The organism is Pseudomonas sp. PDM01 (genome assembly GCF_014852325.1).
Classification (GTDB): Bacteria; Pseudomonadota; Gammaproteobacteria; order Pseudomonadales; family Pseudomonadaceae; genus Aquipseudomonas; species Aquipseudomonas migulae.
On record NZ_JACVBK010000005.1, the window covers coordinates 108,284 to 128,327 of the forward strand.

Annotated in this window: 23 protein-coding genes; 8 read left to right on the top strand and 15 right to left on the bottom strand. The window is 60.6% G+C overall.

The window, feature by feature from the left end; all coding sequences use genetic code 11:
• Positions 1-26 precede the first annotated feature (26 nt).
• From IB246_RS14135 to IB246_RS14150, 4 genes are read right to left on the bottom strand one after another with little or no spacing between them, the layout of a single operon-like run.
• Positions 27-953 (bottom strand): biotin-dependent carboxyltransferase family protein, encoded by a 927-nt coding sequence (locus tag IB246_RS14135; protein WP_008044883.1) that lies wholly within the window; start codon positions 951-953, stop codon positions 27-29.
• Complete coding sequence (gene pxpB / locus IB246_RS14140) at positions 950-1,654, bottom strand: 5-oxoprolinase subunit PxpB (RefSeq protein WP_008044882.1); 705 nt, start codon at positions 1,652-1,654, stop codon at positions 950-952. The genes IB246_RS14135 and pxpB overlap by 4 nt, the downstream gene beginning before the upstream one ends.
• Entirely contained in the window at positions 1,651-2,403 is a 753-nt protein-coding gene (locus IB246_RS14145; RefSeq protein WP_008035059.1) for a 5-oxoprolinase subunit PxpA, read from the bottom strand. Before IB246_RS14145 ends, pxpB begins: the two co-directional genes overlap by 4 nt.
• Before the next feature lie 44 nt (positions 2,404-2,447).
• Positions 2,448-3,734 (bottom strand): MFS transporter, encoded by a 1,287-nt coding sequence (locus IB246_RS14150; protein WP_008035057.1) that lies wholly within the window; start codon positions 3,732-3,734, stop codon positions 2,448-2,450.
• 158 nt (positions 3,735-3,892) lie between these two features.
• On the opposite strand from IB246_RS14150, the gene IB246_RS14155 reads away from it, so the two are divergent.
• Positions 3,893-4,807, top strand: a complete 915-nt coding sequence (locus IB246_RS14155; RefSeq protein WP_008035056.1) for a LysR family transcriptional regulator — start codon at positions 3,893-3,895, stop codon at positions 4,805-4,807.
• A 4-nt stretch (positions 4,808-4,811) separates the two neighbouring features.
• On the opposite strand, the gene IB246_RS14160 is transcribed toward IB246_RS14155, so the two are convergent.
• From IB246_RS14160 to IB246_RS14170, 3 genes are read right to left on the bottom strand one after another with little or no spacing between them, the layout of a single operon-like run.
• The gene (locus tag IB246_RS14160) at positions 4,812-5,354 is read right to left on the bottom strand and encodes a DUF2937 family protein (RefSeq protein WP_008035055.1); all 543 of its coding nucleotides are present in this window, start codon (positions 5,352-5,354) and stop codon (positions 4,812-4,814) included.
• A gap of 12 nt (positions 5,355-5,366) precedes the next feature.
• Entirely contained in the window at positions 5,367-6,143 is a 777-nt protein-coding gene (locus tag IB246_RS14165) for a class II glutamine amidotransferase (protein ID WP_008035054.1), read from the bottom strand.
• A gap of 30 nt (positions 6,144-6,173) precedes the next feature.
• Positions 6,174-6,671: a hypothetical protein gene (locus IB246_RS14170; protein WP_008044875.1), complete on the bottom strand. Its 498-nt coding sequence runs from the start codon at positions 6,669-6,671 to the stop codon at positions 6,174-6,176.
• A 244-nt stretch (positions 6,672-6,915) separates the two neighbouring features.
• On the opposite strand from IB246_RS14170, the gene IB246_RS14175 reads away from it, so the two are divergent.
• Both IB246_RS14175 and IB246_RS14180 read left to right on the top strand, forming a co-directional pair.
• On the top strand, positions 6,916-8,970 hold the full coding sequence (locus IB246_RS14175; protein ID WP_008044874.1) for a S9 family peptidase: 2,055 nt from the start codon (positions 6,916-6,918) through the stop codon (positions 8,968-8,970).
• Between the two features lie 198 nt (positions 8,971-9,168).
• Entirely contained in the window at positions 9,169-9,642 is a 474-nt protein-coding gene (locus tag IB246_RS14180; RefSeq protein WP_008035048.1) for a cyclic nucleotide-binding domain-containing protein, read from the top strand.
• On the opposite strand, the gene IB246_RS14185 is transcribed toward IB246_RS14180, so the two are convergent.
• Positions 9,639-9,929 (bottom strand): hypothetical protein, encoded by a 291-nt coding sequence (locus IB246_RS14185; RefSeq protein WP_192228708.1) that lies wholly within the window; start codon positions 9,927-9,929, stop codon positions 9,639-9,641. The two genes, IB246_RS14180 and IB246_RS14185, sit on opposite strands and share 4 nt — an antisense overlap.
• A 92-nt stretch (positions 9,930-10,021) precedes the next feature.
• Between IB246_RS14185 and IB246_RS14190 the strand changes: the two genes are divergently transcribed.
• The 4 genes from IB246_RS14190 (at position 10,022) to IB246_RS14205 (ending at position 12,280) form a co-directional block, all read left to right on the top strand.
• A complete protein-coding gene (locus IB246_RS14190; protein ID WP_008034788.1) occupies positions 10,022-10,708 on the top strand; it encodes a spermidine synthase in 687 nt (228 codons plus the stop codon).
• A gap of 48 nt (positions 10,709-10,756) precedes the next feature.
• Entirely contained in the window at positions 10,757-11,128 is a 372-nt protein-coding gene (locus IB246_RS14195; RefSeq protein ID WP_007944009.1) for a YajD family HNH nuclease, read from the top strand.
• A 212-nt stretch (positions 11,129-11,340) separates the two neighbouring features.
• On the top strand, positions 11,341-11,811 hold the full coding sequence (locus tag IB246_RS14200; RefSeq protein WP_008034973.1) for an RNA methyltransferase: 471 nt from the start codon (positions 11,341-11,343) through the stop codon (positions 11,809-11,811).
• Positions 11,812-11,902: 91 nt separating this feature from the next.
• Positions 11,903-12,280, top strand: a complete 378-nt coding sequence (locus IB246_RS14205) for a DUF2892 domain-containing protein (RefSeq protein ID WP_008036152.1) — start codon at positions 11,903-11,905, stop codon at positions 12,278-12,280.
• Positions 12,281-12,384: 104 nt separating this feature from the next.
• Here the strand turns inward: IB246_RS14205 and IB246_RS14210 are convergent, their stop codons facing one another.
• Both IB246_RS14210 and IB246_RS14215 read right to left on the bottom strand, forming a co-directional pair.
• Positions 12,385-13,614 (bottom strand): hypothetical protein, encoded by a 1,230-nt coding sequence (locus IB246_RS14210; protein WP_008036151.1) that lies wholly within the window; start codon positions 13,612-13,614, stop codon positions 12,385-12,387.
• A gap of 18 nt (positions 13,615-13,632) precedes the next feature.
• Positions 13,633-14,082, bottom strand: coding sequence for a YcgN family cysteine cluster protein (locus IB246_RS14215; protein ID WP_008034970.1), 450 nt, complete (start codon positions 14,080-14,082; stop codon positions 13,633-13,635).
• Positions 14,083-14,247: 165 nt separating this feature from the next.
• Here IB246_RS14215 and IB246_RS14220 point away from each other — a divergent pair, with 165 nt between their 5' ends.
• Positions 14,248-14,841: a nitroreductase family protein gene (locus IB246_RS14220; RefSeq protein ID WP_008034969.1), complete on the top strand. Its 594-nt coding sequence runs from the start codon at positions 14,248-14,250 to the stop codon at positions 14,839-14,841.
• A gap of 136 nt (positions 14,842-14,977) precedes the next feature.
• Here IB246_RS14220 and IB246_RS14225 read toward each other — a convergent pair whose 3' ends face one another.
• The 5 genes from IB246_RS14225 to IB246_RS14245 all read right to left on the bottom strand — a co-directional run bounded on the left by IB246_RS14225 (position 14,978) and on the right by IB246_RS14245 (position 19,963).
• Positions 14,978-15,910, bottom strand: a complete 933-nt coding sequence (locus tag IB246_RS14225; protein ID WP_008034968.1) for a D-2-hydroxyacid dehydrogenase — start codon at positions 15,908-15,910, stop codon at positions 14,978-14,980.
• 120 nt (positions 15,911-16,030) lie between these two features.
• Complete coding sequence (locus IB246_RS14230) at positions 16,031-16,324, bottom strand: YcgL domain-containing protein (protein WP_008036150.1); 294 nt, start codon at positions 16,322-16,324, stop codon at positions 16,031-16,033.
• On the bottom strand, positions 16,321-17,454 hold the full coding sequence (gene rnd / locus IB246_RS14235; RefSeq protein WP_008034962.1) for a ribonuclease D: 1,134 nt from the start codon (positions 17,452-17,454) through the stop codon (positions 16,321-16,323). Before rnd ends, IB246_RS14230 begins: the two co-directional genes overlap by 4 nt.
• Before the next feature lie 123 nt (positions 17,455-17,577).
• The gene (locus IB246_RS14240) at positions 17,578-18,240 is read right to left on the bottom strand and encodes a class I SAM-dependent methyltransferase (RefSeq protein ID WP_008036147.1); all 663 of its coding nucleotides are present in this window, start codon (positions 18,238-18,240) and stop codon (positions 17,578-17,580) included.
• Positions 18,241-18,313: 73 nt separating this feature from the next.
• The gene (locus IB246_RS14245) at positions 18,314-19,963 is read right to left on the bottom strand and encodes a phosphoethanolamine transferase (RefSeq protein ID WP_008036145.1); all 1,650 of its coding nucleotides are present in this window, start codon (positions 19,961-19,963) and stop codon (positions 18,314-18,316) included.
• Positions 19,964-20,044: the final 81 nt, after the last annotated feature.

Genomic DNA, 20,044 nt, shown 5'->3' on the forward strand with positions numbered 1-20,044 from the left:
TGGGAGTGAGCCTGCTCGCGATGCTTTTAGCTGTTCAAAAAACGTCGCAAATACTCAACCTGCTCCCGATGCGCGACATCCTGCACCACCGGCCGCAACCGCACCGTCGCCCCCGGCAGACACTGCGCCAGCCGCGCCAGGGCCAGCGGCGTCAACGCCCCCAGTCGCGGATAACCGCCAATGGTCTGCCGATCATTGAGCAGCACAATCGGCTGCCCGTCCGGCGGCACCTGCACCGCGCCGAGCGGAATACCTTCGGAAATCATCGGTTTGCCCTGGTACTGCAACGCTGTTCCCAGCAAGCGAATACCCATGCGGTCGGCGCGACTGTCGAGGGTCCAGGCGCTGTTGAACGCATCGAACAAGCTCTGGCCGCTGAACTCGCCGATCTGCGCGCCGAGTACCACGTCCAGTGGCAAATCGGATTTGAAGTCCGGTACTTGTTCGCGAGGCAACTCGCGCATCAGCAATGGCGCTTCAGCCGAATAGCTCAGCGACGCGCCTTTGGCTAACGCCTGCCCCATGCCGTCCAGCCCACCCAGCTCCTCACGCACCACCGTCGCACTGCTGCCCAACACCTTCGGCGCATCAAAACCGCCCGGCGCCGCGAGATAAGCCCGCGCCCCCAGGAGTGGCTGAGTGAACTGCAAACGCTGACCTTTGCGCAGCTTGAAACTGCGCCACGGCGCCAGCGCCTGACCGTCCAACTGTGCGCCAAGGTCCGCCCCGGCCAGCGCGAGCAAGCAATCCTCTTCGGCAACAACGTTGAACCCGCCGAGGGTGATTTCGATCACCGGTGCATCCAGCGCATTGCCCAGCAGCCAGTTGGCCCAGGACATCGAGCGCCAATCCAGCCCGCCGCCCTGGGTCACGCCCAGATGCCGCACGCCAAAACGGCCGGCGTCCTGCAACAGGCACAACGGTGTGCTCGCTTCAATCGATAACCGGCTCATGCCTGCGCCTCCAGTGGCGTGTCGACACCGCCCAGGTTGATGAACTCGGCGTGGCTGACCGCTTCAAAACGCACGGTGTCGCCCGGTTGCATCAGGCTGTAGCCATCGCGTTCGCGGTCGAACAGTTTGGCCGGGGTGCGGCCGATCAGGTTCCAGCCGCCGGGGGACACCACCGGATAGGCAGCGGTTTGCCGTTCGGCGATCCCGACACTGCCGGCCGCGACTTTTTTGCGCGGAGTATTCAGGCGCGGTGCGGCGAGGACCTCTTCCACCAACCCCATAAAAGCAAAACCCGGCGCGAAGCCCAAGGCGAACACCTGGTACTCACGGTCACTGTGGCGGCGGATCACCTCCTCCACGGCCAGCCCGCTGCGCTGAGACAACAGGCGCAATTCCGGACCGACGCTCACGTCATACCAGACCGGCAGCACGTGACATTTGCCCCCGGTGCGAGTGTTGGGCGACAAATCGATCAGTGCTTCGGCGATCAATTCCCGCGCCTGCGCCGGACTCAATTCGGTCAGATCGTAATGCACCATCAACGTCGTATACGACGGCACCAGATCGATCAGATGCGCACCAAACGCCGCACGCAGGTTTTCGCTGGCAGCGAGCATCCACGGCATGTTGGCTTCGGCGATCTCATCGAACAGCCGCACCATCAGGCAATCCAGCGCCACCACTTCCACCCGAAGTTTCATGGCGCACTCTGCTGATCGAGGGCTTCGCGAATGCGCCGCACGGCCGCCACCGAACTGGCGTTGTCACCGTGTACGCACAGGGTGTTGGCCTGCAAATGCAAGGCGCTGCCGTCGCTGGCGGTCAGGTTGTCGCCACGGGCGATGGTCAGTGCCTGTTCGATGATTTTTTCCGGATCGTGGTGCACTGCACCCGGCAGTTGCCGCGAAACCAGCATGCCGGCGCTGTCGTAGGCACGATCGGCGAATGCTTCGAACCACAGCGTCACGCCGTACTCATCACCCAATCGCTGTGCGGCGCTGTTGTCGCGGGTCGCCATCAGCATCAGCGGCAACGTCTTGTCATAAGACGCCACGGCCTGCAGGACTGCGCGCAATTGCGCCGGGTTGGCCATCATGTCGTTGTACATCGCGCCGTGGGGTTTGACGTAGCTGACGCGCCCGCCCTGCGCCCGGCAGAGGCCGTCGAGGGCGCCGATCTGGTAGTGCAGAATGTCCTGAAGTTCCTGGGCGGTATACGCCATGGAGCGACGGCCGAACCCGACCAGATCCTGATAGGCCGGATGGGCGCCGATCTGCACGCCGTTGCTCAGGGCCAGGCTGACAGTCTTGCGCATGATGCTCGGGTCGCCGGCGTGAAAGCCGCAGGCGATGTTGGCGCAATCAATGAAGGGCATGACCTCGGCGTCCAGACCCATGGTCCAGTTGCCGAAGCTCTCGCCGATGTCGCAGTTCAATAGCAGGCGGCTCACGGTGAACGCTCCTGTAGGTTTTGTTCTTTTCAGATGTGGGCAGATTACTGCGCATCCAGTTGTTTGCCACGGGTTTCCGGCAGGCTCAACGCCGCAAGGATCACCACCCCGTAGGAAACCGCCGCGAACGCCCCGATGCCTACGCTCAATGGCACCTTCTGGCTGAGCAAGCCGATCAACAGCGGAAACAACGCCGCCAGCGCCCGGCCTATGTTGTAGCAAAAGCCCTGGCCCGAACCGCGAATCCGCGTCGGAAACAACTCGGTCAGGAAGGCACCCATGCCGCTGAAAATCCCCGAGGCAAAGAAGCCCAACGGAAAGCCCAGCCACAGCATCACGCCGTTACTGACCGGCAATTGGGTGTAAAGCAACACGATGGTGAACGAGCCCACCGCGAACAGAATGAAGTTTTTCTTACGGCCAAGGATGTCAGTCAAATACGCGCTGATGACGTAACCGACGTAGGAACCGACGATCACCATCGCCAGATAACCGCCCGTGCCGAGTACGCTCAAACCGCGTTCGTTCTTCAGGAACGTCGGCAGCCAGGAAGTGATTGCGTAGTAACCGCCCAGTGCGCCGGTGGTCAGTATCGAAGCGCGAAGCGTGGTGAAGAGGATGCCGGGGGCGAAAATCTCGTAGAACTTCGCCGGGTTGCTCGGTTCCTGTTTGGCCTTGGCTTCGCGGTAGATTTCCGGGTCCTTGACCAGACGACGGACGAAGATCACGAAAACCGCCGGGACGATGCCGAGGATAAACAGTGCACGCCACGCGTCTTCCGGTGGCAACACCGAGAACAGCAGCGCATACAGAATCGCCGTCAGCCCCCAACCCAGCGCCCAGCCCGATTGCACCATGCCCACCGCTTTCCCACGGTCCTTGGCGCGAATCACTTCACCCATCAGCACCGCGCCGGCGGTCCACTCGCCGCCAAAACCGAAGCCCATCAAGGTGCGGCTGATCAGCAGTTGTTCGTAGTTTTGCGCGAAGCCGCAGAGGAAGGTGAAGAAGGCAAACCACAACACCGTCAGTTGCAAGGTGCGCACGCGACCGATGCGGTCGGAGAGAATCCCCGCCACCCAGCCGCCGATGGCCGAGGCAATCAGCGTACTGGTGTGAATCAGCCCGGCCTCGCCGGTGGTGATGCCCCACATCGCGATGAGGGTCGGCACCACGAAGCTGAGCATCTGGGTGTCCATGCCGTCCAGGCCGTAGCCGATCTTGCAGCTCCAGAATGTGCGGCGTTCTTGCTGATTGATGTTGCGGTACCAGTCGAAAGGTCCCGGGCGAGCCGTGGCTTTCGGGATGACGGTGGTGTCGGGCGCACTCATGGCAACTCTCCGTGCAAATTTTATTGGTATTGTTCTGAGCCCCGACGACGCCTATCGTGGGAACCGGATGGCCTGATTTTTGGGCGCTGGGCCCTGTTGCGTCCAACTAATAAAAACCCGCCTTAGACATAAGAAAACTTTATCCACGAGCTGACCCCATGAACCTGAAGTTTCTCGAGACCTTCGTCTGGGTCGCCCGACTCAAAAGTTTTCGCCTGACCGCCGACAAGCTTTTCACCACCCAGGCGTCTATTTCCAGCCGCATCGCCGTGCTCGAAGGCGAACTCGGGGTGAAGCTGTTCCTGCGCGATTCACGCGGCGTGAGCCTGACGCCCGAAGGCTTGAAAGTGCTCGAACATGCCGAGCAGATGATGGACACCATGCAGGCGCTCAAGCAGTCGATCGAGACCCGCTCCAGCAAGGTCGGGCGGGTGCGCATCGGCGTGATGGACACGGTGATTCATACCTGGCTGAGCCCGTTGGTGGCACAGATGACGGATCACTATCCACTGGTGGAAATCGAGCTGGTGGCCGATACCTCGCTCAACCTCTGCGATCAGCTGCAAAAAGGCTTCCTCGACTTGATCCTGCAAACCGACCTGCTGCGTCAGGAAAGCGTGCGCAGCCTGGAGCTGGCCAGTCACCCGATGGGCTGGATCGCTGCCAGCAACTCGATCTACAACCGCGAGTATTCCAGCGTGGCCGATCTGGCGCGGGAGCGGATCATTACCTACTCGAAAAACTCACACCCGCATCAAGAGGTGCTCGCGTTGATGCAGGCCAATGGCGTCATGACGCCACGGCTGAACTGCGTGAATTCGGTGTCGGCGATTACCCGGCTGCTGCGGGACGGTTTCGGCATTGGCGCGTTGCCACCGGTGCTGGTGGCCGAGGAGCTGGCGCGCGGCGAATTGACCTTGCTGGCCATCGATCAACGGCCACCGGATTTACAAGTGGTGGTGTCCTGGCGGACCGGGGCGGAATGGGTCGAGGAGATTGTCGCGTTGTGTCAGCAGGTGCTGGCGGGGTATGCGCGCAAGGTCGGCGAAAACTACATCGTCCTTGCGCGCTGATCACTTACAACCCGCGTAAATCCCGCTCTTCAATCGGCCGGCTCTGGCGCAGGCGCTTGCCGCCCAGCACCACCCAGTCGATCAGCCGGAACAGGCATTCAATCCCGAACGACAGCAGCAACGCGCCGCTCATGCCCCAGATCATCGCTTCCGGCGTCAGCAGGATCTGGTAGCTGTAGCCGTTCCAGGTTTCCTTGCGGATATCCGGGTCGGCGGCCAGTACAACCTGCAGGAAGCGGATGTACCACGGGCCTTGCATGGCTTGGAATTGTTTATCGAGGGCCAGTTGACGGGTCAGCAGGTTGCTCAGGCTGTCGGCATCGCTGCGGAAAACCGGGTCTTCGCTGGCGCGGTAGTGGGCGACCAGGGCCTGCATGTCACCCTTGAAAAATTGAATGGCGGTGCCCTGAAAACCGCTCAAGCCGGTCTGCGCCTCAATCAGGTGCGCTTCGACCCGCTTGGCGTAGTCGTTGATGAACCCCGGCACCTGGACGCCGATCAACAGGCCCGCCGCGAACAACACCAGCCGTAGATAACTGAGCAACATGGGGGAGAATCCTTATTCGGTCTTGCCCTGGCTGACGCATTCACCGCGTCGCCAGAGGCTCCATTGGCCCGGTTCGTAGCGGGTCCAGGTTTCGTTTTCGGTCAGGGGTTCGGTGGCGATGACCGTGACCACGTCGTTGGGCGTGGTTTCGGCCTGGAAATCGACGATCACGTCGACATCCTTCAAGCGCGCCGGGCCGAACGGTGCACGGCGGGTAATCTGCGCCAATTTGGTCGAGCAATAGCAGAACAGCCAGTCGCCGTCGCTGAGCAAGCAGTTGAACACGCCTTTGCTACGGTATTCGGCGCAGGCGGCTACCAGGTCCGGCAGCAGTGTTTCGATCTCTACCGGTTCCGGGAACGCCGCGCGTACGCGGTTGAGCAGATCGCAGAACGCCGCTTCACTGTCGGTATCGCCGACCGGGCGATAAAAGCTGGTGATCGGCTGAAAGTCCGCCAGTTGGCCGTTGTGGGCGAAACACCAGTTGCGCCCCCACAGTTCGCGCACGAACGGATGGGTGTTGGACAGGCAGACCTTGCCGACGTTGGCCTGGCGGATATGGCCGATGACCACTTCGCTCTTGATCGGATAGCGTTGCACCAGGTTGGCGACTTCAGACTCGCTGCTCGCCGCCGGGTCCTGGAACAGGCGCAGGCCGCGGCCTTCATAAAAGGCGATGCCCCAACCGTCACGGTGCGGGCCGGTGCGGCCGCCGCGCTGCATCAGCCCGGTAAAGCTGAACACGATATCGGTCGGCACATTGGCGCTCATGCCCAATAACTCACACATGCTCGGACTCTCTGTAAGGCAGGGGCAAGGTTACAAACGCGGTTCGACGCGCATACGCTGAGGGTTGCTCGGGACCGGCGGACGACCGTAACGGTCATCACCGGCACCGCCGAAAGGATGATCGTCGTCAGGGTCGTCGGCCCGGGCCGCAGCCTTGGCGGCCGCCGTGCGTTCCTTGCGAGCGTTGGAAGCGCGTTCGATCGGGAATCGGATCGCCACGAACACCAGGTAAATGCCGAAGGCGATCATGCCGTACATGAACAGGTCGGAGACCGCCCGCCAGGCATTGTTGCCAACCTTGAACGCGAGATCGAGGGTGGTAATGGCGATGGCCGGTGCGACCTTTTCCTTCACCGGATCGATGATCGTCGGGCTGAACAGCAACACAGCGACCAGCAGCCGCAGGGGCTCGCGCAACCAGCGCCACATCCAGCGGGTCATGCGCATCCACACCAACAGGCAGCCTAAAGCGGCGAAGGCGTAAAGGCCCCAAGCGATCAGATAGTCGTTCTCGGTCATGGTGTCCATGGCAAGGCAGGCAAAGAGGCGCTTATAGTAACGACTTTTCGCACATCAGGCTTGCCCCAATGCCGGCCGGCTATGCACAAACACTGTGGGAGCGAGACCGGCTTGCCGGCGAAGGCGTCCTGTCAGCAACATTGATGGCGACTGACACACCGCTTTCGCGAGCAGGCTCGCTCCCACAGGGATTTGCGTCATTTACCTATAGCCTGCGAACCCCTCTATTCCGTACATCGCCCGAGAGCCCTTCATGCCCCAATCCGCCAACATCACCAGCGCCCCGATTGCCCACAAGGCTGAAGGTTCTGACCCGTATGCCTGGCTGCAGGAACGCGACACCGAGGTGGTGCTCGATTACCTCAAGGCTGAAAACCGCTATCTAGAGGCGCAAACCGCCGATCAGGCCGGCCTGCGCGAAACCCTGTTCGAAGAGATCAAGGGCCGGATTCTCGAAACCGACCTGTCGCTGCCCTCCCCGTGGGGCCCGTATCTGTATTACACGCGCACCACCGCCGGCGACGAATACGCCCGTCACTACCGCTGCCCGCGCCCGGCGGATGACAGCCTGCAACTCGACGAAAGCCAGGAACAGCTGCTGCTGGACCCGAACGAACTGGCCAACGGCGGTTTCTTTTCCCTCGGCGCATTCAGCATCAGCCCGGACCACCAGCGCCTGGCCTACAGCCTCGACACCACGGGCGATGAGATTTACACGCTGTTCGTGAAGGAATTATCCAGCGGCCGCGTCAGCGAACTGGAATTCGCCGACTGCGACGGCAGCATGACCTGGGCCAACGACAGCCTGACGCTGTTTTTCGGCGAACTGGACGACACCCATCGCTCGCACAAGCTGTTCCGCTATCGACTGGACGGCACGGCGGCCGAAGAAGTGTTCCATGAGCCGGATGGCCGTTTCTTCATGCATTGCTACCGTTCAAGCTCGGAGCAGCAATTGCTGCTGGCGCTGGGCAGCAAGACCACCAGCGAAGTCTGGGTGCTCGACGCGTTCCAGCCGCAACAGGCGTTTACCTGCGTGGCGCCACGGGTCGAAGACCATGAGTACGACGTCGATCACGGCGCTCTCGATGGCCAGTGGACCTGGTTCATTCGCACCAACCGCGACGGCATCAACTTTGCCCTGTACACGGCCGTCGATACCGGCGTCGCGCCGACCGAAGCCGACTGGCAGAACCTGATTCCCCACAGCGACACCACGATGATCGACGGCATGAGCCTCAACGCCGGCGCCCTGACGCTGAGCCTGCGGGTCGGCGGCTTGCCGATCATCGAGGTTCACCCGCAAGACCTGCCGAGCTACCGCGTGCAATTGCCGGATGCGGCCTACAGCCTGCACGTGCAAAACAGCCTGGAGTTCGTCAGCGAGCGGATCCGCTTGCGCTATGAAGCATTGAACCGTCCGGCACAAATCCGCCAACTGGACCTGGTCAGCGGCGAACAGAAAGTGCTCAAGGAAACCCCGGTGCTCGGCCCGTTCGACGCCGACGCCTATGTCAGCCAGCGTCTTTGGGCGACTGCGCCGGACGGTACGCAAGTGCCGATCAGCCTGGTGGTCAAGCGCGAAGCCCTCGGCAAGCCGACACCCCTTTATCTGTACGGCTACGGCGCCTACGGCGAAAGCCTCGACCCGTGGTTCTCCCACGCGCGCCTGAGCCTGCTGGACCGCGGCGTGGCGTTTGCCATCGCCCACGTGCGTGGCGGCGGCGAGTTGGGTGAAGCCTGGTATCGCGCCGGCAAACAGGAACACAAGCACAACACCTTCAGCGACTTCATCGCCTGCGCCGAGCACCTGATCGCCAACGGTTTCACCACCTCACAGCAATTGGCGATCAGCGGTGGCAGTGCCGGCGGGTTGTTGATCGGCGCGGTGCTTAACATGCGGCCGGAGCTGTTCGGCGCGGCGATTGCCGAAGTGCCGTTCGTCGATGTGTTGAACACGATGCTCGACCCGGATCTGCCGCTGACCGTCACGGAATACGACGAGTGGGGCAATCCTGAAGAGCCGGACGTTTATGATCGGATCAAGGCCTACGCCCCGTACGAAAACGTCACCGCGCAGGCGTATCCGGCGACGCTGGTGATCGCCGGCTACAACGACAGTCGCGTGCAGTACTGGGAAGCGGCGAAGTGGGTAGCGAAATTGCGCGCGACCAAAACCGATACCCATCAACTGCTGCTCAAGACCGAATTGGGCGCCGGGCATGGCGGAATGAGTGGCCGTTATCAGGGATTGCGTGACGTAGCACTCGAATACGCATTTGTTTTCGGGGTTTTGGGCATTGCCTGAGGAACTTGGCTCGGTGATTCGGTCTTAACACCAGAACGCCGAGCCTGCCCTTGTAGGAGCGAGGCTTGCCCGCGAAGAGGCCGTAACATTCAACATCTATGTTGGCTGTGATAATGCCTTCGCGGGCAAGCCTCGCTCCTACAGGGGAACTCGTATGATCCGGAACCGCTACAGACACAAGAAAAAGACCGTGACGACATGTCAGAACCGACCTTACTGAACAACGAAATCCGCGACTGGCTGATGGACTGTGGCCTGTTCGATCAACTGCTGCCCGCCGACTTCGCAGCCGCCTCGGGCTACTTCAGCATCAGCACGGTGGCCGAGGGCGAAGAGATCTTCCGCGAAGGCGATGCCGGCAGTTTCATGTGCATCATCCATACCGGCCAGGTCGCGGTACAAAAAACCAACAGCGACGGACAACGGGTGACCATGGCCACGCTGCGCAGCGGTCGGGCGTTCGGCGAAATGGCCGTGCTCGATGGCGAACGGCGCTCCGCCAGTTGCGTAGCCGCGAGCAATTGCCAGCTGCTGAACCTGGGCAAGGATTCCCTGGAAAAGATGCTCAACGACGCGCCGAAAATCGCCGCGAAGATCATCCGCGCCCTCGCCGTCTCCCTGTCAAAACGCCTGCGCATGGCCGACGGGCAACTACTCTCGCAGCAGGTTTAACCGCCCGGCGACTTGATCTTCGTGCGGTTCTGCTCAAGCCCCGGCAAGGGCTGATCCTTGGGCGGGCTGGGCACGATGATCGGCGGCAACAGCGGCGGCCCGCCACTGCCAGGCCCGACTTTGGGCACACTGTTGGGGGTGATCTGCGGGTACGGCGTCGGCGTTGCCGTGCCGGGCGAACCGGGCAGCGGTGACGGGCTGGTCGGAATGGTTTGCAGCTCTTGGGCCTGCACTGCAGTTATCGAGAGCGCGGCCAAGGCAATGACCGTTAGAATGGTGCGCTTCATCAATGGCTCCGTTAGCCTTGTTGTCTGTTTGCAGGCTACTCCCAACTGCGTTCGTTTGCCTCCCCCATGCCCTTCCTCCTCAAGAGAACCCCATGAAACGTTTCGTTCTGCTCGACACCGCGCCTATCCCTGAAAACGGCGGTGCCCTGTGCCTGTTCGAATACGGTGAGGATTTCGTCATCAAGATCCAGGGTGGCGACGGCGGACAATTGATGAATACGCGCATGCACGGTTCCGAAGATGCGCTGGCCGAGATCCCCTGCCGCAAGGTCGCCGGACGGCCGAATTCACGGGTATTGATCGGTGGCCTGGGCATGGGCTTTACCCTCGCCTCGGCCCTCAAGCATCTGGGCAAGAGCGCTGAAGTGGTGGTCGCCGAACTGGTACCGGGCGTGGTCGAGTGGAATCGCGGGCCGCTGGGTGAGAAAGCCGGCAACCCGCTGCTGGATAAACGTACGGTGATTCGCATGGAAGACGTGGCGAACGTGCTGCAGGCCGAACCGCAAGGTTTCGATGCGATCATGCTCGACGTCGACAACGGCCCGGAAGGCCTGACCCAGAGAGCCAACAGCTGGCTCTATTCCGCTGGCGGCCTGAGCGCCTGCGCCAAAGCCCTGCGCCCAAAAGGGGTGCTGGCCGTCTGGTCGGCCAGCGCCGACAAGCAGTTTTCCGACAAACTGAAGAAGGCGGGCTTCAAGGCCGAGGAAGTCCAGGTCTTCGCCCACGGCAACAAGGGCACCCGCCACACCATCTGGATTGCCGAGAAGCTCAAGGGCTAGGCTAAACTTACGTCATAACCGTCATTAGTCTTTTACAAAGGTGAACCCATGAGTTCGTCAACACCGACCAACACCTCGAAGCTGGACCGCATCCTCGCCGACAACCAGCGCGACAAGGAAATGGGTTACCGCGACAAAGCCCTGAAGATGTACCCGCACGTGTGCGGCCGCTGCGCCCGTGAGTTTTCCGGCAAGCGCCTGAGCGAACTGACCGTGCACCACCGCGACCACAACCACGACAACAACCCGCAGGATGGGTCGAACTGGGAATTGTTGTGCCTGTATTGCCACGACAACGAGCACTCGCGGTATACCGACCAGCAGTATTTCGGTGAGGGTTCGTTGAGCACGCCGAAGATTGCCAAGGCGACGCATAACCCGTTTGCGGCGTTGGCCGGGTTGATGAAAAAAGAAGACTGAATATCTTCATTGCCTGACTTGGCCCCATCGCTAGCAGGCTAGCTCCCACAGGGGATCTTCTGTGCACATAAGAGTTTGTGAACACCCAAGATCCAATGTGGGAGCTAGCCTGCTAGCGATAGCAATTGTTCAGACACCACCAATCTCAAACCAGACACCCCCTCCCCCAATCCCCGTATAATCGCCGTTTTTTCCCCGAAGGCACCCCGCTCGTGGCAGACAAACGGTACAGCTGCATTGGTTTGTTCAACCCAAAATCACCGGAAAACGTCGGCTCGGTCATGCGCGCCGCCGGCTGCTACAACGTGGCGTCCGTGTTCTACACCGGCAAGCGCTATGACCGCGCCGCCGACTTCGTCACCGACACCAAACGTGTTCACTACGACATTCCGCTGATCGGCATCGACGACCTGAAAAAAATCCTGCCGCTGGGCTGCGTGCCGGTGGCCGTGGAACTGGTCGACGGCGCCCGTTCGCTGCCGGAATACACCCACCCGGATCGCGCGCTGTACATCTTTGGCCCGGAAGACGGCTCGCTGGATAAAGAGATTCGCGACTGGTGCGAAGACGTGGTCTACATCCCGACCACCGGTTGCATGAACCTTGCGGCCACCGTCAACGTCGTGCTGTACGACCGCATGGCCAAGGGCCTCAACACCCGTTCCGGGCCGAAATTCCGCTGAACCGACGCACATCCGATGGAACAAGCCGCCCGCCTCGGCAGTCAGCTTAATTATCTATTCTTGAAGCAGTCCTTCCAGCAGGAGACAGATCATGAGCGAACTCAAACGCGTGGAGCGCATCGAGTCCACCCCGTTCCAGAGTCCTTCCGACCATAACGTCCACGGCTGGGAACGCGCAGGCTCCGTCGCCGGCGGCCTGGTGATGGTGGGCAAAGGCCTGCGTCGCGGCGGTATTTTCGGATTGATCCAGGTGGCGATCGGTGGCGTGGCGCTGGCCCGTGGCATCACTGGCCACAGCTCGGCCAAGAGCCTGCTGGAAAAGAGCCGTCAGGACATGAACAACGTGCGGGCGAAAATCGAGCGTGCCGGGGAAGACCTGGCTCGGTTGAAGGCGAATGCCGAGGCGGCGACCAAAACTGCCAGCGTGACCGGGAATGATTCGTTGAAGTCGCCGAAAGCCGGGGTTTGATCCGGGATTTTGTGTCGCGGTTCAGGGCCTCTTCGCGGGCAAGCCTCGCTCCTACAAGGGATCACGCGGTCCTGTAGGAGCGAGGCTTGCCCGCGAAGGCGGTGTTACTGAAGCAACCCGGTATCAAGCACCTTGGAAGACTCGCCAATCACGCTCTCGGCCAGTTGAACGAATTCCTTGGTATCCACACTCTCCAAGTGCATCGCCCCGCGCAACACATCATCGAGCGAGCGCTTGTTGCGGGTCTTGATACGGATCTCCTGATCCAGTTCACTCAGCAATAGAACCGCTTTGCCAATCTGTGCCGGGCTGATCTGCTCGCCCCGCAACGTCGTGACCTTCTGGCTATCCTTGGCCAACTTCTTGTGCAAACTCTCATACCGCTCATCACTCATGCCACCGGCGCGGCGCACCAGTTCGATGGCGTAATACTCGGCAAAGCCTTCGCTGATCCAGTCGCTGCGCTGCTTGTCGTTGATGCGCCCGAACACCTGGGCCAGCTCACGCACCAGCGCGCTGCTGCCACTTTCGCTGACCAGTGGCAGACGCGAATTCAGATAGATCGACTCTCGCGCCGCCAGACTGCCGCGCCACATCGGGTCGTTGGCGCCGACGATCAACAATTTGGCGGGATGACGCGGAAACACAGCCTGCACTTGCGGCCAGACGAACGTCAGCAGCGTCAGCACGTCCATGCGGCGCATGCCCTGGCCCTGAGGCGAGGCGACGGTGACTTCGGTTTCCCCAAGCCGGGTGCGACGACTGCCGAGGTGACCGGCGAGCATCCAGCCGGTTGGCCGGTCGAACAGGCGCGAGACGTTGTCGATGCGGAATTTGTTCTTGCCGATCCGCGGCCAGGCGGTTTCGACGCTTTTCCATCCGCTGGGCAATTCGAATTCAAGGCGTGACACCAACTCGACGCCGTCCTGCTGATCGAGTCTGGCGGCCGGTACCAGGTCGTCGCCACGAATCAGCGCCCAGGTCGGGGTCATGCGCGTGTCGAAGCTGCCGCTCTTGCGGCCGTGGCTGATGCGCACGCGGTAGGTCAGGCTGGCCTTGTCGGCTGCCGGGCGCCAGACACCCCGGGCCTCTTTGCCCGGCGTGAGTTGCCATTGGCCGTCGGCCTTGAAGTCGCTGTAATGGCTGCCGTCGCCGAGGTCGAAATCCAGACTGCGCACCGCCGAACCCTGGGCCAGCGTCAGGCGCACTTCAGCCTGATCGCTTTGCGGCAACAGGCGCACGTGGTAATCCAGATCGACTTTCTTCGCCGCCCACACCGACGAACTCAGGGCCAGCAGCCCAACGGCCAACGCCAGCCGCAATCCCACAGCCATACACACTCCCTTGTAAAACTAACCTGCGCGGAAAATCAGATGGTCTTCCCAATCGTCCTCGGGCACGCTGCCTTCGGCGAGCATGCGCCCGGACTGGGAAATACGTTCGTGATGCACGGCATCGCGATCACCGCACACCAGATGGTGCCAGAGGGGCAAATCCTTGCCCTCGCTGACCAGGCGATAACCGCAGGTCGGCGGCAGCCATTTGAACTCATCGGCCTTGCCCGGTGTGAGCTGAATGCAGTCCGGCACAAATTCACGACGGTTGGGGTAATCGCTGCACTGGCAGGTTTTCAGGTCCAGCAGTTTGCAGGCGATGCGCGTGTAATAAACGCTGTTGTCGTCTTCATCCTCAAGCTTTTGCAGGCAGCACAGGCCACAACCGTCGCACAGCGATTCCCATTCCTCTTGATCAAGTTGATCGAGGGTTTTGCGTATCCAGAACGGTTCGACTTTGGCGGCCATGGCTCAAGCATCAACATCAGGTGGTGAAAAGGCCGCCAGTCTAGTGCCAAGGCCGTTGCGGGCCAAGCATTGGCGACTGCCGGTAGAACGCGCTTGTCAGTTTTTGCGCTGCCCAGTAGGGTTTCGCGTCGCCCCTCACTTTCAAACGTAGCAAGGAATCTATTGATGAGTGCCAATCCACGCGTTGCCGATTATGCCATCCACCCTCAATTCACCGATCGCTGGTCGCCCCGCGCCTTCACCGGCGAGGCTATCTCCGAGGAAACCCTGCTGAGCTTCTTTGAAGCCGCACGCTGGGCACCATCGGCCTACAACTCGCAGCCTTGGCGGTTTCTCTACGCGCGCCGCGATACGCCGAACTGGGAGCGTTACCTGGGCCTGTTGAACGAGTTCAACCGCAGCTGGGCGCAACACGCCTCGGCGCTGGTGATCGTGATCTCGAAAACCACCTTCACAGCACCCGGCGCCACCGAAGAAACCCCGGCGCTGTGGCACACCTTCGACACCGGTTCTGCTTGGGGCCATCTGGCGCTGCAAGCGAGCATCAGCGGCTGGCACACCCACGGCATGGCCGGTTTCGATCAGGAACTGACCCGCAAGGAGCTGAACATTCCTGAAGGTTACGCACTGCACGCGGCAGTGGCGGTGGGCAAGCTGGGGGACAAGGCGACGCTGGCGGATTACCTGCAAGCCCGTGAAGAGCCAAGCCCGCGTCGTCCGTTGAGCGAGTTGGCGGCTGAAGGCGACTTCACCCTCTAAGCCACAACATAGAACCAAATGTGGGAGCGAGCCTGCTCGCGATGGAGTGTCAGTCGACATCAACGTGTCTGACACTCCATCGCGAGCAGGCTCGCTCCTACAGAAGGTTTGCACAGTATTCAATGATGCAGTGGGTTCAATACCCGCGATTGAAATCCACTTCGCCGCGCAACGCTTCGCCCGCCTGATACGCCCGCAAATTCTCGACAAACAACTTCACCATCATCGTCGGCGACGTTGGTGCGGAGCTGTGGCCGGTCAACAGCAGGCCCCAGGCCGTCCAGAACGGATGACGTTGCGGCAGCGGCTCCTGACGGCAGACATCGATCACCGCGCCCGCCAGATGCCCTTCCTTCAAGGCTTCCACCAGATCCGCATCGACCACCGCCACGCCGCGCCCGACGTTGATGAACAACCCGGTCGGCTTGAATTGCTTGAACAGCGCCGCGTTGTACAGGTCGTGGGTGCTCGGGGTGTTCGGCAGCAGATTGATCACGTAATCCACTTCACCGACCAGGCGCGGCAAGTCCGCCAGCGCCCCCACTTCGACAAACGGAGCCTGCTCGCGGGCTTCGCTGGCGATGCCATACAACTCGACGCCAAACGGCAGCAGAAACTGCGCGACGGTCTGGCCGATATCGCCGGTGCCGACGATCAAGACTTTACGCCCCGCCAGGCTTTGGCCCTGGCGGCTGTCCCATTTGCGCTCGACCTGACTGACCAAGCGCGGCAGCACTTCGCGTTCGTGGCCGAGCATGTAGGTCAGCACGTATTCAGCCATGACCTGACCGAAAATCCCGACAGCGCGAGTCAGGCGATAGTGGCGCGGCAAACCGTCGGCCAGCAGCGGCGTGATCCCGGCCCACGTCGACTGCAACCATTGTGGCTGGTGGCCCTGACGCAACAGAGTGGCCAGGAGGTCCGGCTGACCCAGCCAGATCGGGCAATCGGCAGCCTGACTGGCCAGTTCGGCGGAGTCACCGCTGGTCAGCACTTCCAGATCAGGTGCTGCCTGACGCAACAGTTGGGCATACACAGGGTGGTCGTGTTCAGCAATCAGAACGCGCATGGTTCAAACCTTTCAAAAGCAGTGCAGACGGCCGCCGAGGGAGTATCGCTCCCTCGTTGCGGCCATCGCCAAAATCATTCCAGTTTTTCATAAAGGCTCTGAACAGAGCCTGTCTGCCGACTACATCGGGTCGTTGCGTCGCAACAACTCTTCCGGCAAGTGTTCGATGTATTCGTCTTCGGCCGGCGGCATTTGCAGGTGATAGCCCTGCTTGTCGAGGTTTTCCAGCACCACGGTGATGTCCTCGCGCGACAGCTTGCGCTCGGGGGTCAGCACCAGGTCAAACGCGTGGTGAGGTTTGCCGAAAGCGGCCATCAGACTTTCCGGAACGCGCTCCAGTGCATCGCTTTTGAGCACATAGAGGTACATCTCGTTTTTCTTCAGGCTTCGATAGATGGAGCAAATACGTTTCAAGGCTGTTCTCCGGCGGTGGCCAGGCTGTCGAGCAGCGCCTGGCCCATCAATTCGCGGCGCCAGCCACGCAGCGAATCAGGCAATTGGTAAGGACCATTGGGGAAGCCGCTCTTGAGCAGCGCTTCCAGGGTTTTCTTGCGCAGCATCAGTTCCGGCGCGACGTTCAGTCGCTCGGCTTCGGCCTGGCCGAGCGCACGCAACTGTTTGATCAGTGCGGCAGCATCCACCGGCAACGGTTCCGGCACGGCTGGCGGCCATTGATCTGGCGACACACTGCCAGAGCGCTTGATCAGATCAAGCAGAAATTCGCCGTCCTGACGCACGGTACGCGGGTGCATGTCTTCGATTTTCGCCAACGCCCCGAGGTTGTCCGGTTGCGTGCGCGCCAGCGGCCACAGGGAATGTTCACGGATGATGCGATTGCGCGGCAGATCACGGGCGCGGGCCTCGCGCTCACGCCAGGCACAGAGTTCACGCAAAACGGCGAGCTGAGCGCGAGACAACTTCCAGGCCAGTTTCGCTTCGCGGTAAACCTCGTACGGGTCGACTTCACGACGCAGGTTGGCCACCAGCTCGGCGCCGTCTTCCAGGACCCAGGCGTATTTGTCGTCAGACAGCTTCGGACGAAGCTGTACGAAAACTTCTGCCAGGTGCAAGGCGTCTTCGGCGGCGTAGCTGATCTGGGTGTCGGACAACGGGCGTTGCAGCCAATCGGAACGGGTCTCGCCCTTGGGCAGGTCGATGCCGAGCACTTCCTGCACCAACCGCGAATACCCCATGGAGAAACCGAGGTTCAGGTAGGCGGCGGCCAATTGCGTGTCGAACAGCGGCGCCGGCAGACTGCCGGTCAGGCGCAGCAACACTTCGAGGTCTTCGCTGCACGCGTGGACGACTTTGACCACCGCCGGGTTTTCCAGCAACGCAGCCAGGGGTTGCCAGTTGTCGATGGTCAACGGGTCAATCAGGTAAGCGCGTACGCCATCGCCGATCTGCAGCAAACCCGCGATCGGATAAAAGGTGTCGACCCGCATGAATTCGGTGTCGAGGGCAACGTAGGGCAGCTGCTGCCACTCGGCGCAAAACCGGCCGAGGCTATCGTTGTCGCGAATCCAGTGAATATCGATGGCCACACGGCTCTCCCTTGAAGAATGGCGCGCAGTATATATCGCCCCCGGCGATTTCCGCGCCTCCACTGAACAAGAGCTTTAGCGAAAACACCTGCTTGTTAGCAAGAATAGTCTGACGGAGGGAGGTTATCTGGCCTTACGCAGCACGTAGACGCGCATCCGCGTGCAACCGGGCAGGAAATCCTGATGGCTGAGTAAACGGAACCCGGCCTGTTTGAACTCGGCTTCCACCTCGGCCTTACTGGCCAGATGCCGGGCATGAGTGCTTTGTGCATCGGGTTGCCGGCGTTTGAAATGAGCTTCGACCCGCACCGCGACAATCACGGTGTCGCGGCTGACCCGGTGGAACTCACCGAGCATGGCTGACCGATGCTCGGCGCAGGCGATGTGCTGAAACAGTTGCATGCAAAAAATGCAGTCCACCGCATTCGCCGACAAGCCGATGGCGAACGCCGAACTCTGAAAGGTCTTGACCCGTTTCAGCAGCTCTTGCGGATGATGGATCGGGGCGTGATCGAGCATGTCCTGCGACGGATCGGACGCCAGGATCACCCGGTTCGTGTGTTCGGCCAGCACCGGCCAGAAACGTCCGGCCCCGCAAGCGACGTCAAGAATCAACCCCGGCTCGCCGGCCACTTTGAGCGCGTTGCGCACCAACTGCTCGTCCCGCCAGAACGCCAGGCGCCCGGCCAGGCCACGCGGACGCGGCTGCATGCAGACGCGGGCGTGTTCCTGGTCATAACGCCGGGCGAACTCAAGCTCGAAGGCGGATGGGGGTTGAGGGGACATGTGTGATTGCTCTTGTAGGAAAATCTACCGGCCGCAGGTTAGCGGCCGATACGTGAAAAAAAGGTCGTTACCCTCACTCTTTGGCCAAGACGCCGTCGATCACCGCACCACGGCAGCCGGCAAACAGGTCCAGATCCTGGTTGTAGACCTTACTGTTGACCTCCAGCAGACCGAGCATCGAATGGAACAGATTGTCCTGGCTCAGCGGCTTTTCACGGCTCAATTGCAGGCAGTGTGTGTCCACCGAGAACGACTTTTGATAGCTGTCAGAGAACCAGGCCAGCATCGCAACATGCTTCTGTTGCTCCGGCGCCAGCATGTAAGGCGTACCGTGGAGGAACAGGTTGTATTCGCCCAGGGATTCGCCGTGGTCCGACAGGTAGAGCATCGCGGTATCAACTTTGTCCTGGTTGCTGCGCAACAGATCGATCAGGGTCGACAGCACGTGGTCGGTGTAAACGAGGGTGTTGTCGTAACCATTGACGATACTTTCGCGACTGCAATTATTCAGGGCATTACTTTCACACACAGGCGTAAAGCGTTCGTACTCTTTCGGGTAGCGCTTGAAATACTCCGGGCCATGACTGCCCATCTGGTGCAACACCAATACCGTGTCTTTATCCAGGGTGTCGATGAAGTGCTGCAAACCTTGCAGGAGAATTTCATCGCGGCATTCACTATTGGCGCAGAGCACCGGGTCTTTCAGGTTACTGACATCGTCGAGGGTGACGCGGTCGCACGTGCCTTTGCAGCCTGACTGGTTATCGCGCCATATCACCTCCAGGCCTGCACGCTTGAGCACATCCAGCAGGCCTTCTTCATTCTTGGCCTTGCTCGCGTTGTAGTCCTTGCGGCCCATGTTGGAAAACATGCAGGGCACCGACACGGCCGTTTCAGTACCGCAGGAATGCACATCGGTGAACGCAATCAGGCCGGCTTCTTTATCCAGCTTCGGCGTGGTGTCACGGCTATAACCCAGCACACCGAAGTTCTCGGCCCGGGCACTTTCACCGACCACCAGCACGGTCAGGGATTTGCGGCTGTGCGCTTGCCAGGTCGGATTTCTCTCGGCGTCCTCACCGATTTTAACGAAAGGCTGATGGGCCGAAGCGACTTGCTCACGCAGGTAGCTGAACGAGGCGCCGATGTAGTTGCTCGGGACCACCATCAAACGCAATTCATGGTGATTGCGAAACAGTGAGGACAGGCCCTGATAGTTGACCAGTGCGACGCCACCGATCACCGCCACCGACGCCACACTTACCAGTACTTTACTGAGCAACTCACGGTGCCAGCGGCGGTAATTAATTGGCGTCTTCCACAACAACCACGAAGGTAAAACCCCGAGCAGAACAATATAAACAAGTAACTTTATCGAGAGTAAGTCACGCACTTCCGTGGCATTGGTTTGCGCAAAGTTACGCAACATGCCGGTGTCGATAAGTGCACCGTATTGCCCCATGAAATACGCCACCCCGGCGCTGATCATGAAGAGTAGGGTCAAGACCGGTTTTAACAGCGGGCGGAACGCCAGCAGGGTCAATACGATGTTGAAAGCAGCCAGAATCATCAAGCCAAAAGCCACACGCATGACGATGCCTTGACCGTCGAACGCGGTGATTTCAAACAAATGTTGCCAGAGCACCAAATTAAAGCCTGTCAATAAAAAGGCACTGGCAATCAACGTCACCCACTCGGGGCGAACGGCTTTGAGTTTCCACATGATAATCGGCTGTTCCTGAAAAGAAGTGCCGTCGGTCAATGTGAAAATTTCATTGACCGCGACAGCACTAATTTTAAGTAG

Excerpts from the sequence above, each read along its gene's own strand:
- IB246_RS14185 (WP_192228708.1), bottom strand. The coding sequence starts at position 9,929 with ATGAAGCGCACCATTCTAACGGTCATTGCCTTGGCCGCGCTCTCGATA.
- IB246_RS14215 (WP_008034970.1), bottom strand. The coding sequence starts at position 14,082 with ATGGCCGCCAAAGTCGAACCGTTCTGGATACGCAAAACCCTCGATCAA.
- IB246_RS14155 (WP_008035056.1), top strand. The coding sequence starts at position 3,893 with ATGAACCTGAAGTTTCTCGAGACCTTCGTCTGGGTCGCCCGACTCAAA.
- IB246_RS14205 (WP_008036152.1), top strand. The coding sequence starts at position 11,903 with ATGAGCGAACTCAAACGCGTGGAGCGCATCGAGTCCACCCCGTTCCAG.
- IB246_RS14245 (WP_008036145.1), bottom strand. The coding sequence starts at position 19,963 with ATGTGGAAACTCAAAGCCGTTCGCCCCGAGTGGGTGACGTTGATTGCC.
- IB246_RS14150 (WP_008035057.1), bottom strand. The coding sequence starts at position 3,734 with ATGAGTGCGCCCGACACCACCGTCATCCCGAAAGCCACGGCTCGCCCG.
- IB246_RS14135 (WP_008044883.1), bottom strand. The coding sequence starts at position 953 with ATGAGCCGGTTATCGATTGAAGCGAGCACACCGTTGTGCCTGTTGCAG.
- IB246_RS14225 (WP_008034968.1), bottom strand. The coding sequence starts at position 15,910 with ATGCGCGTTCTGATTGCTGAACACGACCACCCTGTGTATGCCCAACTG.
- IB246_RS14240 (WP_008036147.1), bottom strand. The coding sequence starts at position 18,240 with ATGTCCCCTCAACCCCCATCCGCCTTCGAGCTTGAGTTCGCCCGGCGT.
- IB246_RS14165 (WP_008035054.1), bottom strand. The coding sequence starts at position 6,143 with ATGTGTGAGTTATTGGGCATGAGCGCCAATGTGCCGACCGATATCGTG.
- IB246_RS14210 (WP_008036151.1), bottom strand. The coding sequence starts at position 13,614 with ATGGCTGTGGGATTGCGGCTGGCGTTGGCCGTTGGGCTGCTGGCCCTG.
- IB246_RS14195 (WP_007944009.1), top strand. The coding sequence starts at position 10,757 with ATGAGTTCGTCAACACCGACCAACACCTCGAAGCTGGACCGCATCCTC.
- IB246_RS14220 (WP_008034969.1), top strand. The coding sequence starts at position 14,248 with ATGAGTGCCAATCCACGCGTTGCCGATTATGCCATCCACCCTCAATTC.
- IB246_RS14170 (WP_008044875.1), bottom strand. The coding sequence starts at position 6,671 with ATGGACACCATGACCGAGAACGACTATCTGATCGCTTGGGGCCTTTAC.
- pxpB (WP_008044882.1), bottom strand. The coding sequence starts at position 1,654 with ATGAAACTTCGGGTGGAAGTGGTGGCGCTGGATTGCCTGATGGTGCGG.
- IB246_RS14190 (WP_008034788.1), top strand. The coding sequence starts at position 10,022 with ATGAAACGTTTCGTTCTGCTCGACACCGCGCCTATCCCTGAAAACGGC.
- IB246_RS14160 (WP_008035055.1), bottom strand. The coding sequence starts at position 5,354 with ATGTTGCTCAGTTATCTACGGCTGGTGTTGTTCGCGGCGGGCCTGTTG.
- IB246_RS14180 (WP_008035048.1), top strand. The coding sequence starts at position 9,169 with ATGTCAGAACCGACCTTACTGAACAACGAAATCCGCGACTGGCTGATG.
- IB246_RS14175 (WP_008044874.1), top strand. The coding sequence starts at position 6,916 with ATGCCCCAATCCGCCAACATCACCAGCGCCCCGATTGCCCACAAGGCT.